Below are 17,271 nucleotides of genomic sequence, written 5' to 3'. Positions count from 1 at the left end.
CGTCCTATGTCTGGTCTGAGTCTCGACATCGGCAAAAACAGAGTGCGGGAGCCTGCCCGCAGGCGTCCTGCGCTGCCGATGGTTGCGTTAGCTGTCCTGTTTTCATTAATGGCGCTTCTGCCTTTGGGCTTTATCATTGCCATAGGCATTGAGACGGGCTGGGAAACCATTAAGGCGTTGGTGTTTCGCCCGCGTGTTGCTGAACTGCTCAGCAACACGCTGTGGCTGACGGCCTTAGCGGTGCCACTCTGTATCGTCACCGGCGTGGCGATAGCCTGGCTGACGGAACGTACTCAGCTGGCCGGGCGGGGGATCTGGTCTGCGCTGGCGGTGGCCCCATTGGCCATCCCCGCGTTCGTGCAAAGCTACGCCTGGGTGAGTGTGGTGCCTTCCATGCATGGGCTTTCTGCGGGCGTGTTTCTCTCCGTGTTAGCCTACTACCCGTTTATCTATATGCCCGTGGCGGCGGTGCTGCGTCGTCTGGATCCAACGCTTGAAGATGTTGCCGCTTCGCTCGGCACGCCGCCGTGGCGGGTCTTTTTTCGCGTGGTGTTACCGCAGCTTAAGCTCGCGATTTGCGGCGGCGCGCTGCTGGTGGCCCTGCATCTGCTGGCGGAATATGGCCTGTACGTGATGATCCGCTTTGATACCTTCACCACCGCCATTTACGACCAGTTCCAGTCGACATTCAGTGGCCCGGCGGCAAACATGCTGGCGGGGGTGCTGGCGCTATGCTGTCTGGCCATCTTGCTGCTGGAAGGGGTCACCCGCGGGAAAGCCCGTTATGCGCGCATCGGCGCAGGGGCGGCACGTGAACAGACGCGCTGGCCGCTAAAGCCTGTTGCTGCGGCGTTGGGCCAGCTGTTTTTCCTCATGCTGATTGTGCTGGCGCTGGGCGTACCGCTCATTGTGCTGTGTCGCTGGATATGGCTTGGCGGCGTACAGAACTGGATGAGCGCCGATCTCTGGCACTCGCTGCGCCAGACGCTGATGCTCGGCGTGGGCGGCGCGCTGCTGACCACCGCCTGTGTCATTCCCATCGCCTGGCTCGGTATCCGTTATCCGCACCGCATCTTCCGGATGCTGGAAGGGTGCATTTACATCACCAGTTCTCTGCCGGGGATCGTCACCGCCCTCGCGCTGGTCACGGTCACCATTCACTATGCACGTCCGATTTATCAGACCGAAATTACGCTGTTCCTGGCTTACCTGCTGATGTTTATGCCCCGTGCGCTCATTAACCTGCGGGCCGGGATTGCCCAGGCGCCGGTGGAGCTCGAAAACGTGGCGCGCAGTCTGGGCAGCACGCCCGCGAAGGCATTGTGGAGCGTCACCATGCGATTGGCCGCGCCCGGTGCGGCGGCAGGGGCGGCGCTGGTCTTCCTTGGCGTCAGTAACGAACTGACGGCGACGCTGCTGCTCTCCCCGCTGGGAACGCGCACGCTGTCCACCGGTTTCTGGGCGCTGACCAGCGAGATCGATTATGTTGCCGCTGCGCCTTACGCCATGCTGATGATTTTGATTTCACTTCCGCTGACCGCCATTCTTTATATGCAGTCCAAAAAAATTGCAGGGCTATGAGATGCTTGAATTAACGTCCATTTCTAAATCGTTTTCCGATGCGCAGGTGCTCGACAGCTTAAACCTGAGCGTCGCGCCGGGAAGCCGGACGGCGATTGTCGGGCCGTCAGGGTCGGGTAAAACCACGCTGCTGCGTATCCTTGCCGGGTTCGAAACGCCGGATAGCGGACGGATCGTGATGCAGGGCCGAACCCTGTTCGATCAGAACAACTTTATTCCCGCGCATCTGCGTAAAATTGGCTTTGTTCCTCAGGAGGGGGCGCTCTTCCCGCATCTTAATGTGGCAGACAACATTGCCTGGGGATTAGACGGTACCCGCCACGAGAAGCGCCAGCGCGTGGAAGCACTGATGGAGATGGTCTCGCTTGACAGACAACTCGCCACGCACTGGCCGCATGAGATTTCCGGCGGCCAGCAGCAGCGCGTGGCGCTTGCCCGCGCGCTGGCGCAGCGTCCTTCCCTGATGCTGCTGGATGAACCCTTCTCGGCGCTGGATACCGGCCTGCGCGCCATGACGCGTAAGGCCACGGCTGACCTGCTGGCGGAAGCGGGCGTGGCCTCGATCCTGGTTACTCACGATCAAAACGAAGCGTTGTCCTTTGCCACGCAGGTGGCGGTCATGCGATCCGGACGTTTCACTCAGGTCGGCACGCCTTATCAGGTCTATAGCCAGCCCGTGGATGAAGAGACGGCGCTGTTCCTGGGGGATGCGGTGATCCTGCCTGCTCAGCTCGCCAGCGGCTATGCGCTCTGCGCGCTGGGCGAGGTGCCCACGGATAACGCCCAGGCGACGGGGCAGGGCAGAGTGATGTTGCGCCCTGAGCAACTGCACGTGACGGCATGCGCGGCGCACGAAAGCCCGGTGTCGATTGTTGATGTGGATTTCACCGGCCAGCTCTCCACGCTGACGCTGGCGTTAGCCGGACAAACGGAGCCGATTACCCTGAAAACCGTCAGTCAGCCTGGATGGTACCCGGGGGCGGCGGTGCGTATTGATATTGCTGGTACGGCGCGCGTTTTTGAATATTCTTAATGTTCGTTAGTAATTTAATCCAACGGGTTGTTATAAAAGAATTTTCCTTAACGTGTGGCATTTCCTGAGATTCTCTACCATGCTCATAAAACCTCACCATCATGTGTGAGGTTTTTCGTAGTTGCTGATTAATCTCAAGGAAAAAAGGTTATGAAAAAGACGACTGCTATTTTGCTGGGAACGGCGTTTCTGTTTACCACCAATACCTTTGCGGCTGAACTGCTGACGAAAAATGAATTCGAGAAAGTCGAATCGCAGTATGAAAAAATCGGTACGGTAAGCACTTCAAATGAAGTCTCTATTGATGATGCAAAGAAAGAATTGATTGAAAAAGCAGATAAAGAAGGTGCCGACGTACTGGTGCTCACGTCAGGTAATACCAACAACAAAATTCACGGCACGGCCGATATTTACAAGAAAAAATAATGTCCTGCAGCCATCCCGGATCCGGGGTGGCTGTGCGTCACGCTTTCCCTCTGTAACACCTCTCTCTTCCCCGTCTTCATTTAACCCCCTTGTCCTCAGGCCGAAACGCGCGGTTACACTTGCTAACGCAGATATAATGCGTATAGTTCTCATTTGCATTACACATAAGCTTTTCTAAGGCCCGACAACGGGCCATTTTTGCGCGCACATTTAATGAGTCCATTATGAACAACACCAGAATGCATAAAACACTGCTGGCGCTCGCCGTTGGCGCAGTGACCCACGCTGCCCTGGCGGCAGAGGCAAAGCCAGAAGACACCATGGTCGTCCAGTCTGCCACCGGGCCTGATTTCACTCCCGGCGGCGACCAGCTGGTGCCCGCCTTCCTGGATGGACAGGTGGCAAACGGCGGCCGTCTGGGGATGCTCGGCCAGCAGAATGCCATGGACGTGCCGTTTAATATCATCAGCTACACCTCGAAGCTGGTGGAAGATCAGCAGGCGAAAACCATTGCTGATGTGGTTGCCAACGATGCGGGCGTGCAGTTTGTTCAGGGTTACGGTAACAGCGCCGAAACCTTCCGTATTCGCGGCCTGAAGTTTGACGGCGATGACATGACCTTTGGCGGCCTGTCCGGCGTGCTGCCGCGTCAGGTGGTGGATGCCCAGATGGTCGATCGCATTGAAATTTTCAAAGGGGCAAACTCGCTGATGAACGGCGCGGCAAGCTCCGGCGTGGGCGGGATGATCAACCTTGAGCCAAAACATGCGGGCGACGTCCCGCAGGCGAAAGTGGGCGTGGACTACACCTCCGACTCACAGATTGGCACCACGCTCGATGCTGGCCGACGCTTTGGCGACAACGATCAGTTCGGCGCGCGCGTGAACCTGGTTCACCGGGAAGGAGAAACCGGCGTGCCGAACGACCGTCGCCGCACCACGCTGCTCTCCACCGGTCTGGATTACAAAGGCGACAATTTCCGCACCTCGCTGGATCTGGGCTATCAGAAGAAAACCTTCCACGGCAGCCCGACCAGCGTCAACATTTCCGCCGTGGACTTTGTGCCAGAGCCGCCGAAAAACGATCGTAACTTCTCGCAGAAATGGGCCTACAGCGACATTGAAAACGAGTTCGGGATGTGGCGCAGCGAGTACGACATCACTGACAACTGGACGGCCTATACCGGTCTCGGCGCGCAGCACGCGCACGAAGAGGGGATCTACAGCGCGCCGAAGCTGGTGGACAAGAGCGGTAAGGCCACGGTCAGCCGTCTTGATACCAACCGTATCAGCGATTCCGTCAGCGGTATGGCGGGGATACGCGGTCACTTCACTACCGGCTTTGTCTCGCACAAGGTCAACGTGGGGTATTCCGCGATGACCAAAAACGAAAAAATCGCCTGGAAAATGTCGGCGACGGCGGATAACCCAACCACCAACATTTACCACAACACCGGCGTCGCGATGCCGGACAGCTCCAATTTCAACGGCTCTGGCGGCAAATACAGCGATCCGCTGACCAGCGGGCGCACCCGCACTCAGGGCTGGCTGCTGAGCGATACCCTGGGCGTGCTGGATGACAAGCTGCTGTTTACCGCTGGTGCACGTCATCAGAAAGTGGTCATTCGCGGGTACAACAAAATTACCGGTGCGGAAAACGACGCGGACGGTTTTGACGGCAGCCGCTGGATGCCAACCTACGGTGTGGTTTATAAACCGTGGGAGGAAATCTCACTCTACGCCAACCACACCGAAGCGCTGCAGCCGGGTAAAACCGCGCCCAACACGGCCACCAACTACGGCCAGAGCACCGGTATCGTTCACTCTAAGCAGAATGAAGTGGGCGTGAAGGCGGACTTTGGTCGTGTGGGCGGCTCCCTTGCGCTGTTTGAGATCAAAATGCCGTCGGCGATCCTCGACGACAGCGGTCACTACGGCCTGGACGCTGAGCAGCGTAACCGTGGCGTGGAGCTGAACGTCTTCGGCGAGCCAATGCTCGGGATGCGTCTGAACGCCAGCGCCACCTGGCTGCAGGCCGAGCTGACCAAAACCAAAAACGGCGTGAATCAGGGCAACGATGCCATTGGTGTCCCGAACTTCTACGCCGTGCTGGGCGCAGAGTACGACATCAAACCGATTGAGGGCCTGACGGCTAACGCCCGCGTCAACCACTCCGGCACGCAGTACGCCGACCTCGCGAACAGCAAAAAGCTCGACAGCTATACCACGCTGGATCTGGGCATGCGCTATCGCTTCGCGGTGAACCACAATGAAAACCAGATGACGGTGCGCGCGGGCATCGACAACGTGATTAACGAAAACTACTGGTCCAGCGTTGACGATTCCGGCACCTACATCACGCAGGGCGAACCGCGTACCTTTAAGGTCTCGGTTGGCTACGAGTTCTAAGCGTTCCACCTCGTTATCCGGGGCAGGGATGCCCCCATCCTTCCGTACCTTGTTATAAAATTGTAATAAAAGCTTCTTACACTGGCCTCCAGACCTTTACCTCTTGGCCAATGACAGGAAGCCGCTATGGGCAGACCCCTCAAATCCGTATTTAAAAAAGAACATCGCGACGATATCACTAACCGCAGCGCTAACCCGGTATTCTCCGAGGTTGCGGAGGTATTCCTCTCCCGCCGCCGTTTTTTACAGATGGGCGCCGTGGCGGGTGCTGCCGCTTCATTCCCTTTTCTGATCAAACCTGAAAGCGCCATTGCCGCAGTATCAAAGCCTTCTGCACTGGCAAAAGCGGTTTCCCTGGGCTTTACCAGCATCGACGTATCCACGGAAGATACGGTCAGGGTGCCGGAAGGCTATATCGCCCGTCCGTTTTATCGCTGGGGTGACCCGACGGGGACCAAGAACAACATGCCGGCGTTTAAACAGGATGCCAGCAACACCACCGACGAACAGGCCGTGCAGGCGGGCATGCACCACGACGGGATGGCGTGGTTTAGCCTGCCGCAAGGGAAACAAAACCCGGAACATGGCCTGCTGGCGCTGAATCATGAGTACATCGATAACGGGATGCTGTTTACCGACGGCACGGCCAACTGGAATCTCGACAAGGCCCGCAAGGGGCAGAATGCGATGGGCGTGTCGGTGGTGGAAGTGAAAAAATCGGGCAGCGACTGGCAGGTAGTTCGCCCGTCTTCGTATGCCCGCCGCATTACCGTCAATACGCCGATGCAGCTTACCGGCCCGGCCCGGCATCAGGACTTAATGAAAACCGCCACTGACCCGCAGGGGGAACGCGTGCTGGGCACCATGCAAAACTGCGCCAACGGCCATACGCCGTGGGGCACCTATCTCACCTGCGAGGAGAACTGGTCGGATATTTTTGTCAAAAAAGCCGATCTTAATCCGCTGGAAAAACGCTACGGCATCAGCGACAGCGATGAATCCTACCGCTGGAACGAGGTGGATGACCGCTTCAGCGTCGATAAAACCCCTAACGAACCCAACCGTTTCGGCTGGGTGGTGGAGATTGATCCCTACGATCCCACCTCCACGCCGCGCAAGCACACCGCTCTGGGCCGCTTCAAGCATGAAGGCGCCGCCGTCACGCTCGCCGCCGATAACCGCGTGGTGGTCTATATGGGGGACGACCAGAAGTTTGAGTACATCTATAAATTCGTCTCAGACAAAAAATACGATCCTGCAAACCGTGAAGCCAATATGCAGCTGCTGACGTCCGGCACGCTGTACGTTGCCCGGTTCAACGAGGAGGGGAGCGGCGACTGGCTGCCGCTGATCTTCGGGCAGAATGGCCTGGATAAAAGCAACGGTTTCGAAAGCCAGGGCGATCTGCTGATCAAAACCCGTCTGGCGGCCGATGTGGTGGGGGCGACGAAAATGGATCGTCCAGAGTGGATTGCGGTCGATCCGCACGCCAGCGGCAGCGTCTACTGTACGCTCACCAACAACAGCGATCGCGGTAAAGAGGGCAAGGCGCCGGTCGATGCCGCCAACCCGCGTGCCAACAACGTGTTTGGTCATATTATGCACTGGCACGAAGAGGGAGCCGATCCGGCCGCCGCTCGCTTTAAGTGGGATATTCTGGTGATGGCCGGGCGTACCGACAGCGACGATCCGAAGGCCAAAGGCTCCATGCAGGGTGCAGCATTCGGCAGCCCGGATGGCCTGTCGTTCGATCACCAGGGCGTGCTGTGGATCCAGACCGATGTCTCTTCCAGCACCATTAATAAGAAAGCGTACGAAGGGATGGGCAATAACCAGATGGTGGCTACCATTCCGGGCACCAATGAGTATCGCCGTTTCCTGACCGGCCCACGCGGGTGTGAAATCACCGGGATTGCGTTTACGCCGGACAACCGCACGCTGTTTATTAACATTCAGCATCCGGGAGAGGGCGGGGATGATATTACCGACCCGGCCAATCCGCGTGCTGTTTCCAACTGGCCAGACGCGAACCCGAACGGACGTCCGCGTTCGTCGACGGTGGTGATCACCAAAGCGGACGGTGGGATCATCGGTTCGTGACGTTTATCCGCCGGGTGCACGCAGTGGCCCGGCGTTAAACTTGCTACCACCAGCATGAAGTGTTAAAACGTGCCCCTTCTAAAAAAGAGACAGGGGTAGGACGTGAAAGACGCGTCATCCGCTTCAGGCAACGGTAGCGCTGAAGCTTCGTCGGAACAGAACCCGACGCTGCAACGTGGTTTGCAAAATCGACATATTCAGTTAATTGCCCTTGGCGGCGCGATCGGTACCGGGCTGTTCCTGGGTATCGGCCCCGCCATTCAGATGGCTGGCCCGGCGGTCCTGCTGGGGTACGGTATCGCCGGGGTTATCGCCTTCCTGATCATGCGCCAGCTCGGCGAGATGGTCGTCGAAGAGCCGGTGTCAGGCTCGTTCGCTCACTTTGCCTATAAATACTGGGGCCCGTTCGCAGGCTTCCTCTCCGGCTGGAACTACTGGGTGATGTTTGTGCTGGTGGGAATGGCCGAACTGACCGCCGCAGGCATCTATATGCAGTACTGGCTGCCCGAGGTGCCAACGTGGGTCTGGGCTGCGGCCTTCTTTATTATCATCAACGCCGTTAACCTCGTAAACGTGCGCCTGTATGGTGAAACCGAGTTCTGGTTCGCGCTGATCAAGGTGCTGGCGATTATCGGCATGATCGGCTTTGGCCTGTGGCTGCTGTTCTCCGGCCACGGCGGCGAGCGGGCCACTCTCGACAACCTCTGGCAGCACGGCGGCTTCCTGGCGACGGGCTGGAAGGGGCTGATCCTGTCGCTGGCGGTGATTATGTTCTCGTTCGGCGGGCTGGAGCTGATTGGGATCACCGCGGCCGAAGCGCGCGATCCGCATAAAAGCATTCCAAAAGCGGTTAACCAGGTGGTGTACCGTATTCTGCTGTTCTACATCGGCTCGCTGGTGGTACTGCTGGCGCTCTACCCGTGGGTGGAAGTGAAGTCCGACAGCAGTCCGTTTGTGATGATTTTCCACGATCTGAACAGCAACGTGGTGGCCTCGGCGCTGAACTTCGTCATTCTGGTGGCGTCGCTGTCGGTCTATAACAGCGGGGTTTACTCCAACAGCCGCATGCTGTTTGGCCTTTCGGTGCAGGGGAATGCGCCTAAATTCCTCACCCGCGTCAGCCGCCGCGGTGTGCCGGTCAACTCTCTGCTGCTTTCCGGGGCCATTACGTCGCTGGTGGTGCTGATCAACTACCTGCTGCCGAAATCCGCCTTTGGTCTGTTGATGGCGCTGGTTGTCGCCACGCTGCTACTGAACTGGATCATGATCTGCCTGGCGCACCTGCGTTTTCGCGCCGCGATGCGCCGCAAGGGGCGTGAGACGCAGTTTAAGGCGCTGCTCTATCCGGCGGGGAACTATATCTGTATCGCGTTCCTGGCGATGATCCTGGTGCTGATGTGCACCATCGACGACATGCGTCTGTCCGCGATGCTGCTGCCGGTGTGGGTGGTGTTCCTGTTTATCGCGTTTAAACTCTCACGCAAAAATTAGCCCGTTTTTCTCCCTCTCCCTCTCCCTGTGGGTTGAGGGCCGGGGTGAGGGCAACAGACCGCACCAAACCAGACCGCACCTGACTTCACGCCCGGTGGCGCTGCGCTTACCGGGCCTACATGTTGCACTATTAAATCTCAAACGCTATCCGTTTCCCGTTTGGTAACGTCACATCGATGCTTAGCTCCCCTCCAAGCGCACTCACATAGCGTTTGAGCGTTGAAAGTCGGGGGTCGTTTCCCGGCTGTTCGATTTTCGCCACCGTGGGTTGTTTTACCCCCATTGCCGCGGCCAGTTCTGTCTGCGAAATATTGAGCTCTTCCCGCAGTTGGTTCAGCGCAACAATTCTGCGCATCACTTCAACTTTCGCCGCAATGCGCTCCTGACTTTCCGCGCTCTGTTGTGCCATAAGTTCTTTTAGCGTTGCCATATGGCCTCCTTATTCGCCAGATGTCTGTGATACTCAACGTCAGCCAGCGCTATCATCTCTTTATAAAACCGTTTTTGGTTGCAACCGGTTTTGTCCCCGGCACAGAGCACAATTGCTTTGCGGTCAGGATCAAAAGCAAAAAAGGCCCTGATGGGATTTCCTCTGTGCTGAATTCGTAACTCTTTCATGTTCCCAAAGGCTGAAGCCTTCACGGTGTCTACAAACGGCCGCCCAAGTTGCGGACCAAACTCAGAAAGAATATGCATTGCTGCCAGCACATCTTCTTTTAACGCTGTTGTTTGTTCAAAGAACCATTCATCAAATCTGTCTGTTGTCTCGACGTTCCACATCGTTTCTCCTGTAGCTTCCTCGCCTTATTATCTTATAGCCTATTGGCTATAATTCCAATCAGAACACATCTGTTTATCAGGCAAGCCTCTTTATCGTGACCCCCCTCCCAAATCTTCTACGATCCACAGGATCTTTGTTTTGTAATCGATTACTTTTTTGTTTGAACTATTTTGTAATCGATTACTTTTGAGGGTGAGGCTTATCATGGTGTCAACAACTGAAAGTAGTGGAAAGGCGATAGCACCGCACCGGCTGCTGGTGCCGCGTCTGTCGCTGATGATGTTTCTGCAGTTTTTTATCTGGGGGAGCTGGTCGGTCACGCTGGGTCTGGTGATGACCCAGCACAACATGTCGTTGCTGATTGGCGATGCGTTCTCCGCCGGGCCTATCGCCTCTATTCTGTCGCCGTTTGTGCTCGGCATGCTGGTGGATCGCTTCTTCGCTTCGCAAAAGGTGATGGCGGTGATGCATCTGGCCGGGGCGGCAATCCTCTGGTTTGTGCCGGGCGCGCTGATTGCGGAAAACGGTGCGCTGCTGATCGGTCTGCTGTTTGGTTATACGCTCTGCTATATGCCGACGCTGGCGCTGACCAACAATATCGCCTTTCACAGCCTGGCGAACGTGGATAAAACCTTCCCGGTGGTGCGCGTGTTTGGCACTATCGGCTGGATTGTGGCGGGCATTTTCATCGGCGTCACCGGCGTGGCGGCAAGCGTCACCATCTTCCAGGTGGCGGCAGTCAGCTCCGTGCTGCTGGCTCTCTACAGCCTGACGCTACCGCACACGCCTGCTCCCGCGAAAGGGCTGCCGGTGCAGGTTCGCGATCTCTTCTGCGCGGATGCGTTTGCGCTGCTTAAAACCCGCCACTTTTTCGTCTTTTCCGTCTGCGCGATGCTGATCTCCGTCCCGCTGGGGACCTACTACGCCTACACCGCTTCGTATCTGGCGGATGCGGGTATTGCGGATGTCAGTACCGCCATGTCGTTCGGGCAGATGTCTGAGATCTTCTTCATGCTGGTCATTCCGCTGCTGTTCCGCCGCCTGGGCGTGAAAATCATGTTGCTGATCGGCATGCTGGCGTGGTTTGTGCGCTACGCCATGTTTGCGCTGGGCGTGAGTGAAGAGGGGCGCATCCTGCTCTATCTCGGCATTCTGTTGCACGGCGTCTGCTACGATTTCTTCTTTGTCGTCGGCTTTATCTATACCGACCGGGTCGCAGGCGAAAAGGTCAAAGGTCAGGCGCAGAGCATGATCGTGATGTTCACCTACGGCATCGGCATGCTGCTTGGCTCGCAGATATCCGGCGCGCTCTATAACCGCCTGGTGGCCGGGCAGGCCGTTCCGCAGGCGTGGGTCACGTTCTGGTGGATCCCGGCGGTGGCTGCCGCGGCGATCGCGCTGATTTTCCTTCTCACGTTTAAGTATGACGATGACAAGGCGTAATGTTCTGGAGGTGGTATGAGAACGATTAAGGGACCGGGTATTTTTCTGTCGCAATTTATTGGTGTGAATGCACCGTTCAACACGCTCGACGGGCTGGCGGGCTGGGCGGCAGCGATGGGCTATAAGGCGGTGCAGATCCCCTGTAACCATCCGGCTATTTTTGATGTGCAGAAAGCGGCTGAAAGCCAGACCTATTGTGATGACATCACCGGCACGCTGGCGGAGCACGGGCTGGTGATCAGCGAGCTGTCGACCCATCTGGAAGGCCAGCTTGTGGCGGTGAACCCGGTGTACAGTGACGCGTTTGACCACTTCGCCCCTGCAGCCGTGCGCGGCAATGAGGCCGCCCGGCAGGCATGGGCCACAGAAAAACTGAAACAGGCCGCCGTGGCCTCGGCGAGATTAGGCCTGAAGGCGCACGCCACCTTCTCCGGCTCGCTTGCATGGCCGTTTTTCTACCCGTGGCCGCCGCACAATGAGCAGCGTTTTCAGGCGGCGTTCCTGGAACTGGCAACCCGCTGGCGCCCGATTCTGGACGCCTTTGACGAGCAGGGCGTGAACGTCTGCTTTGAGCTGCATCCGGGGGAAGATCTGCACGATGGAGTGACCTTTGAGCGTTTTCTGGCGCTTGTTGATAACCACCCGCGCTGCAACATTCTCTACGACCCAAGCCATATGCTGCTCCAGCAGATGGACTACCTGACCTTTATCGACATCTACCATGCGCGTATTAAAGCGTTTCACGTGAAGGATGCCGAGTTTCGCCCCAACGGGCGCAGCGGCGTCTACGGTGGCTACCAGCCGTGGCTCAACCGGGCCGGGCGGTTCCGCTCACTGGGGGACGGGCAGATCGACTTCAAAGGCATCTTCAGCAAGCTGACCCAGTACGACTACGACGGCTGGGCGGTGCTGGAGTGGGAGTGCTGCCTGAAGGATGGCGATACCGGCGCGAGGGAAGGCAGCGAGTTTATCCGCTGTCACATCATTCCGGTCTCCGGGCGTGCGTTTGATGATTTTGCCGCAGGGGGTAACGATGATTAACGTCGGCATTATCGGCAGCGGGTTTATCGGCCCGGCGCATATCGAGGCGCTTCGGCGTCTCGGGTTTGTGCAGGTGGTGGCGCTCTGCGACGGTACGTTTGCCGAGGCGCAGGCAAAAGCGCGTCAGCTTAACGTGCCGCACGCCTTCGACAGCGTGGAGGCGTTGCTTGCACATCCGGATTTACACGTGGTGCACAACTGCACGCCAAACCATCTGCACGCGGAGATTAATCGCCAGATCCTGCGCGCGGGAAAACACGTCTTTTCCGAGAAGCCGCTGTGCATGACCCCGGACGAAGCGCGTGAGCTGGTAGCGCTGGCGGAGCAGGCAGGGGTGATCCACGGCGTCAGCTTTGTCTATCGCCAGTTTGCCATGGTGCGCCAGGCCGCAAGCATGATGAGGGCGGGTAGCATCGGGCGGATCTTCGCCGCGCACGGCAGCTATTTGCAGGACTGGATGCTGCTGGAAACGGACTACAACTGGCGGGTGGATGCGGCCCTGGGCGGTGCGTCGCGCGCGGTGGCGGATATCGGCTCGCACTGGTGCGACACGGTGCAGTTTGTTACCGGGCGGCGCATCACCGAGGTGATGGCCGATTTATCCATCGTCTGGCCGACGCGCAAGGCAAACGTGGCAGGCAATCACACCTTCACTCATGACGAAAATGCGCAGTATGAAGACAAGCGGGTCACCACCGAAGACGTTGGCTCCGTCCTGTTCCGCTTTGACGACGGCAGCAAAGGCTGCTTTAGCGTTTCGCAGGTGAGCGCCGGGCGCAAAAACCGTCTGACGTTTGAAATCAACGGCAGCGAACGGTCGGTGGCATGGGATCAGGAGGTGCCGCAACAGCTGTGGATTGGCCACCGCGCACAGGCCAATCAGACGCTCAGTGACGATCCGGGCCTGATGAACCGCGATGTGGCCGACAGCGCTCACTTCCCCGGCGGGCACATCGAAGGCTGGCCCGATGCGTTTAAAAACATGATGGCGCAGTTTTACCGTGCCGTGCAGGCCGGCGTGATGCCCGAACGGCCGGCGTTTGCGACGTTCCACGACGGGGCGAACGTGATGTATATCATTGATGCCATTGTGAAAAGCCATCAGCAGCAGCGCTGGGTTCGTGTGCAAGCGTAACGCGTTGCCCGGTTCGCCGGGCAACGAATTTATGGTAGCCTGCATAAAACGTTAACCGCAGGAAGTGCCGTCGCTATGTCAATTCAGAAAATCGCTCAGCTTGCCGGGGTGTCCGTGGCAACGGTCTCGCGCGTGCTTAACAACAGCGATACCGTGAAGGCGAAAAACCGCGAGCGCGTCGTGCAGGCCATTAAAGAGAGCAATTACCAGCCCAACCTGCTGGCACGCCAGCTACGCACCGCGCGCAGCTATATGATCCTGGTGATGGTCTCGAATATCGCCAACCCGTTCTGTGCCGAAGTGGTGAAGGGCATTGAAGAGGAAGCCGAGAAGAACGGCTACCGTATTTTGCTGTGCAATTCCGGGTCTGATATCGAACGCTCCCGCTCGGGCTTAAGCCTGCTTTCCGGCAAAATCGTCGACGGCATTATCACCATGGATGCCTTCTCAAAATTGCCTGAACTTGCCGCCCTGATCGGCTCCGCGCCGTGGGTGCAGTGCGCCGAATACGCCGATGCCGGAACGGTCTCCTGCGTGGGCATCAATGATGTGGACGCGTCACAGCATGCCATCAGCCAGCTTGCCGACGGCGGACGCAAACGTATCGCGATGATCAATCACGATCTCAGCTACAAATATGCCCGCCTGCGCGAACGCGGTTACAAAAGCGTGCTCCACCTGCGGGATCTGGATTATCAGGCGGTGGAATATGCCCGCGATCTCAGCTCCAGCGCGGGCATGGCGGCGATGCAAAATCTGCTGAAGGACAACCCGCCGGACGCGGTATTTGCCGTGTCCGATACCCTTGCGGCAGGGGCGCTGCGTGCCATACAGCAGGTGGGGCTGCGCGTGCCGGAGGATATCGCGGTGGTAGGGTTTGACGGTACGGAGCTGGCGGAGATGATCTCGCTGACCACCATTGAACAGCCTTCGCGGGATATCGGGCGCAAGGCAGTCGATCTGCTGTTGAATAAAATCGACAACCCGGATGCGCCCACGGAGAGGGTGATGCTGGACTGGCGCTTTATTTCCCGCGCCAGTACCTGATTATTGTGCGATGCTGCCCGCCAGGGAGCGAATATCGTTCCCGGTGGGGGACTGATGAATACGCAGACCAAATTCATCCACCACGGCAAAAATATGGTCGAAGATGTCAGCCTGAATCTCTTCATATTCCGCCCAGACCACCGTGTTGGTGAAGGCATATATTTCAATCGGCAGACCATTTGCGTCAGGCGCCAGCTGGCGCACCATCAGCGTCATATCTTTACGAATACGCGGGTGGTTACGCAGATATTCATTCAGATAGGCGCGGAAGGTGCCGATATTGGTCATCTTGCGCAGGTTTAATACCGATTCCCCTTCACCGTTTTGCTGATTCCACAGGTTTATTTCCTCATGACGCGCGGCCAGATAAGGCTTCAGCAGTTTCGCCTGAATCAGCTTCTGCTGCTCCTGCTCGTCGAGGAAGTGAATGCTGGTGGTGTCGATATTCAGGCTGCGCTTAATGCGTCGCCCGCCGGAGGCAGACATGCCGCTCCAGTTGATGAACGCGTCGGAGACCAGCGCCCACGTCGGAATGGTGGTGATGGTGTTATCGAAGTTGCGGACTTTAACCGTGGTGAGACCAATGTCCGTCACCGTGCCGTTAGCGCCGTATTTCGGCATCTCCAGCCAGTCGCCGAGCTTGAGCATATCGTTAGCGGAGAGCTGAATACCGGCGACCAGCCCCAGAATCGGGTCTTTAAACACCAGCATGAGTACCGCTGCCATGGCCCCCAGGCCGCTTATCAGAATGGCGGGTGACTGGCCGATCAGCAGGGAGATAATTAAGATCCCCACCAGAATGGCGCTCACCAGCTTGATCCCCTGGAAGATCCCCTTCAGCGGCAGCTGTGAGGCGGTCGCCATTTTCTGCGACAGATTAAAAATCACGTCCAGCAGCGAGAAGAAAGAGAGCAGGGCATACACCATCACCCACAGCTTCGCGCAGGTGGTGAGCATTTCCGCTGCTTCGCTGCCTTTTTGCAGCCACAGTACCGCCTGAACGTTGACGATTATCCCCTGAAGGGTAAACGCCAGGCGGTGAAATAACTTGTTCTGCGTAATGATCTGCAACCATAAATGGCTGCTGGCCTGCGCGCGTTTCTCGAAAGCGCGGAGCACCACTTTGTGCAGAATAAAATGAACAATGATGGCGGTAAGAAAAATAATACCAAAGATAATCACTAACGAGGTGGTGTGATTAATTTCAATCCCTAACTCTTCAACCTGAGCAATTAATTCCTGCATAACGTCTCCTGTATTGATGCAGCCCCATAATGGCGGCTGCGGATCTATTATGCAAATTCGCGGCTTATTTGGTGGCGTGGCAGGTTTTCTCCACCGGCAGGCACAGACGATGGCGCATACGTAACGTTGCCAGCCCCAGCACGATCATCATGCTGGTTTCCACGGCGAGGAAGACGTTAATCGCCTGGGTGTAATCGCCGTGGTGGTTTTGCAGCGCGTGCAGCAGGATCGCACCAAAAATCGCCGGGCCAAGCCCCAGGGCGGCCTGCTGCAGCGTACTTAAAATCGCGCTGGCCGCCCCGGCATCGTCAGGCTGAATGTCGCGCATCCCGATGCGGTAGAAGCTGTTGACGATCAGCGCCTGCCCATAGCCAACCAGCCCGGTTGCCGGTGCCAGCGTCAGCGCCGTGTTGTCCATGCCCCAGAGACGGAAGGTAGCAATCAGCGCCAGCAGGCCGATAATCTGAATCGCCAGCCCGGTCAGCAGAATCGAGCTGGTGCTGTAGCGGGCAATCAGACGCGGGGCAAACCATGCCGATATAAAATAGGTCACCCCCAGGGCGATAAAACTGTTCCCCGACTGCCACGGTGCCATTCCCAGACCGGTTTGCATGGTCAGCGCCATACAGAACATAAACCCGGACCAGACGCTGAAAAAGAGCAGCGCAATCAGCACGCCAAAGCGGATGCTGCGAAGCTGCATCAGACGCGGCGGGATCAGCGGATGGGCATCCTCACGCTCTTTTTTACGGGCATTTAAGACCATCAGATACCCCAGCGGGATAATCGCCATCAGTGCGGCCTTCAGCGGCCAGGACCAGTGCCACTGCGGGCCGAGGGCCATCGGAAACAGCAGGCAGCAGAGAATGACGGCCAGCAGGACGGTGCCCGTCCAGTCAATGCGCGACGGGGTTTCGCGACGGGTTTCCGGCACATAGCGACGGCTCAGCCCCAGAACCACCAGACAGATGGGCACGTTGATAAAGAAGGCGTTACGCCAGCCCAGCCCGGCGATGTCTGCCGACACCAGCCAGCCGCCGCCCATCTGCCCGACGATAAACGCAATGCCGCCGATACCGCCAAACAGGCTGATCGCTTTCGCATGGGCCGTGCCTTTTAGCGTGACGTGCAGCGTGGCGAGGATTTGCGGCACGATCAGCGCCGCTCCTGCGCCCTGAATGATGCGCGCGGCAAGCAACTGCTCAATGGTTCCCGCCATTCCGCACAGCAGCGACGCCAGGCCAAAACTTGCCACGCCCCACATAAACAGACGACGGCGCCCGAGGTTATCCCCGAGCTTGCTGCCAAGGGCAAGGCAGACGGCGAAGGCCACGCCGTAGAGCGCGACAATCAGCTCCAGTTCGGTGGCGGTGGCGTGCAAGGAGTGGGTGATAGCGTCCAGCGCTACGTTGGTGATCGAGGTATCAATCAGCGGCAGCATCTGGCCGGTTAACAGCAATATCAGGCCTGCGCGACCCGGTGAAACAACTGACGTATTCATGGTAACTCCATTGCGTCATTCAACAGATGGTCGTAGCAT

14 protein-coding genes are annotated in these 17,271 nt (G+C 57.8%); 10 read left to right on the top strand and 4 right to left on the bottom strand.

The features are described from left to right. Positions 1–6: 6 nt before the first annotated feature. From AC2FAK_RS05630 to pheP, 6 genes are all read left to right on the top strand, one after another. Positions 7–1,581, top strand: a complete 1,575-nt coding sequence (locus AC2FAK_RS05630) for an ABC transporter permease (protein ID WP_013097699.1) — start codon at positions 7–9, stop codon at positions 1,579–1,581. Position 1,582: 1 nt separating this feature from the next. Beyond that, entirely contained in the window at positions 1,583–2,614 is a 1,032-nt protein-coding gene (locus tag AC2FAK_RS05625) for an ABC transporter ATP-binding protein (RefSeq protein ID WP_095454679.1), read from the top strand. Positions 2,615–2,764: 150 nt separating this feature from the next. Beyond that, positions 2,765–3,040, top strand: coding sequence for a DUF1471 family periplasmic protein YahO (gene yahO, locus AC2FAK_RS05620; RefSeq protein WP_013097697.1), 276 nt, complete (start codon positions 2,765–2,767; stop codon positions 3,038–3,040). 224 nt (positions 3,041–3,264) lie between these two features. Further along, positions 3,265–5,448 (top strand): TonB-dependent receptor, encoded by a 2,184-nt coding sequence (locus AC2FAK_RS05615; protein ID WP_095454678.1) that lies wholly within the window; start codon positions 3,265–3,267, stop codon positions 5,446–5,448. 126 nt (positions 5,449–5,574) lie between these two features. Next, positions 5,575–7,548, top strand: a complete 1,974-nt coding sequence (locus AC2FAK_RS05610) for a PhoX family protein (protein WP_095454677.1) — start codon at positions 5,575–5,577, stop codon at positions 7,546–7,548. Positions 7,549–7,650: 102 nt separating this feature from the next. Further along, positions 7,651–9,039: a phenylalanine transporter gene (gene pheP, locus AC2FAK_RS05605; RefSeq protein ID WP_095454676.1), complete on the top strand. Its 1,389-nt coding sequence runs from the start codon at positions 7,651–7,653 to the stop codon at positions 9,037–9,039. Between the two features lie 130 nt (positions 9,040–9,169). Here pheP and AC2FAK_RS05600 read toward each other — a convergent pair whose 3' ends face one another. Continuing rightward, positions 9,170–9,469, bottom strand: coding sequence for a helix-turn-helix domain-containing protein (locus AC2FAK_RS05600; protein WP_013097693.1), 300 nt, complete (start codon positions 9,467–9,469; stop codon positions 9,170–9,172). Beyond that, on the bottom strand, positions 9,457–9,819 hold the full coding sequence (locus tag AC2FAK_RS05595; RefSeq protein WP_013097692.1) for a type II toxin-antitoxin system RelE/ParE family toxin: 363 nt from the start codon (positions 9,817–9,819) through the stop codon (positions 9,457–9,459). Before AC2FAK_RS05595 ends, AC2FAK_RS05600 begins: the two co-directional genes overlap by 13 nt. 205 nt (positions 9,820–10,024) lie before the next feature. Here AC2FAK_RS05595 and AC2FAK_RS05590 point away from each other — a divergent pair, with 205 nt between their 5' ends. The 4 genes from AC2FAK_RS05590 to AC2FAK_RS05575 all read left to right on the top strand — a co-directional run bounded on the left by AC2FAK_RS05590 (position 10,025) and on the right by AC2FAK_RS05575 (position 14,486). Next, positions 10,025–11,263, top strand: coding sequence for an MFS transporter (locus AC2FAK_RS05590; protein ID WP_029882613.1), 1,239 nt, complete (start codon positions 10,025–10,027; stop codon positions 11,261–11,263). Positions 11,264–11,278: 15 nt separating this feature from the next. Then, positions 11,279–12,304 carry a sugar phosphate isomerase/epimerase family protein gene (locus tag AC2FAK_RS05585; protein ID WP_038418842.1) on the top strand — a complete coding sequence of 342 codons (1,026 nt, stop codon included), beginning with the start codon at positions 11,279–11,281 and terminating at the stop codon, positions 12,302–12,304. Further along, positions 12,297–13,439, top strand: coding sequence for a Gfo/Idh/MocA family protein (locus AC2FAK_RS05580; protein ID WP_058651679.1), 1,143 nt, complete (start codon positions 12,297–12,299; stop codon positions 13,437–13,439). Before AC2FAK_RS05585 ends, AC2FAK_RS05580 begins: the two co-directional genes overlap by 8 nt. Before the next feature lie 75 nt (positions 13,440–13,514). Further along, complete coding sequence (locus AC2FAK_RS05575) at positions 13,515–14,486, top strand: LacI family DNA-binding transcriptional regulator (protein WP_095454675.1); 972 nt, start codon at positions 13,515–13,517, stop codon at positions 14,484–14,486. Here the strand turns inward: AC2FAK_RS05575 and AC2FAK_RS05570 are convergent, their stop codons facing one another. Further along, the gene (locus tag AC2FAK_RS05570) at positions 14,487–15,731 is read right to left on the bottom strand and encodes a mechanosensitive ion channel family protein (protein ID WP_060578484.1); all 1,245 of its coding nucleotides are present in this window, start codon (positions 15,729–15,731) and stop codon (positions 14,487–14,489) included. It lies immediately after the preceding gene. Positions 15,732–15,795: 64 nt separating this feature from the next. Continuing rightward, entirely contained in the window at positions 15,796–17,232 is a 1,437-nt protein-coding gene (locus AC2FAK_RS05565) for an MFS transporter (RefSeq protein WP_095454674.1), read from the bottom strand. Between the last annotated feature and the right edge of the window lie 39 nt (positions 17,233–17,271).

The sequence above is a fragment of the Enterobacter cloacae complex sp. 394F7 genome (assembly GCF_057320385.1).
Note: the sequence above shows the minus strand (reverse complement) of the source record. Positions and strands in the feature narration are given on the sequence as shown.

What these genes read in the sequence shown, in the direction of transcription:
- AC2FAK_RS05630 (WP_013097699.1), top strand. Translation starts at nt 7, where the DNA reads ATGTCTGGTCTGAGTCTCGACATCGGCAAAAACAGAGTGCGGGAGCCT.
- AC2FAK_RS05625 (WP_095454679.1), top strand. Translation starts at nt 1,583, where the DNA reads ATGCTTGAATTAACGTCCATTTCTAAATCGTTTTCCGATGCGCAGGTG.
- yahO (WP_013097697.1), top strand. Translation starts at nt 2,765, where the DNA reads ATGAAAAAGACGACTGCTATTTTGCTGGGAACGGCGTTTCTGTTTACC.
- AC2FAK_RS05615 (WP_095454678.1), top strand. Translation starts at nt 3,265, where the DNA reads ATGAACAACACCAGAATGCATAAAACACTGCTGGCGCTCGCCGTTGGC.
- AC2FAK_RS05610 (WP_095454677.1), top strand. Translation starts at nt 5,575, where the DNA reads ATGGGCAGACCCCTCAAATCCGTATTTAAAAAAGAACATCGCGACGAT.
- AC2FAK_RS05600 (WP_013097693.1), bottom strand. Translation starts at nt 9,469, where the DNA reads ATGGCAACGCTAAAAGAACTTATGGCACAACAGAGCGCGGAAAGTCAG.
- AC2FAK_RS05595 (WP_013097692.1), bottom strand. Translation starts at nt 9,819, where the DNA reads ATGTGGAACGTCGAGACAACAGACAGATTTGATGAATGGTTCTTTGAA.
- AC2FAK_RS05590 (WP_029882613.1), top strand. Translation starts at nt 10,025, where the DNA reads ATGGTGTCAACAACTGAAAGTAGTGGAAAGGCGATAGCACCGCACCGG.
- AC2FAK_RS05585 (WP_038418842.1), top strand. Translation starts at nt 11,279, where the DNA reads ATGAGAACGATTAAGGGACCGGGTATTTTTCTGTCGCAATTTATTGGT.
- AC2FAK_RS05580 (WP_058651679.1), top strand. Translation starts at nt 12,297, where the DNA reads ATGATTAACGTCGGCATTATCGGCAGCGGGTTTATCGGCCCGGCGCAT.
- AC2FAK_RS05575 (WP_095454675.1), top strand. Translation starts at nt 13,515, where the DNA reads ATGTCAATTCAGAAAATCGCTCAGCTTGCCGGGGTGTCCGTGGCAACG.
- AC2FAK_RS05570 (WP_060578484.1), bottom strand. Translation starts at nt 15,731, where the DNA reads ATGCAGGAATTAATTGCTCAGGTTGAAGAGTTAGGGATTGAAATTAAT.
- AC2FAK_RS05565 (WP_095454674.1), bottom strand. Translation starts at nt 17,232, where the DNA reads ATGAATACGTCAGTTGTTTCACCGGGTCGCGCAGGCCTGATATTGCTG.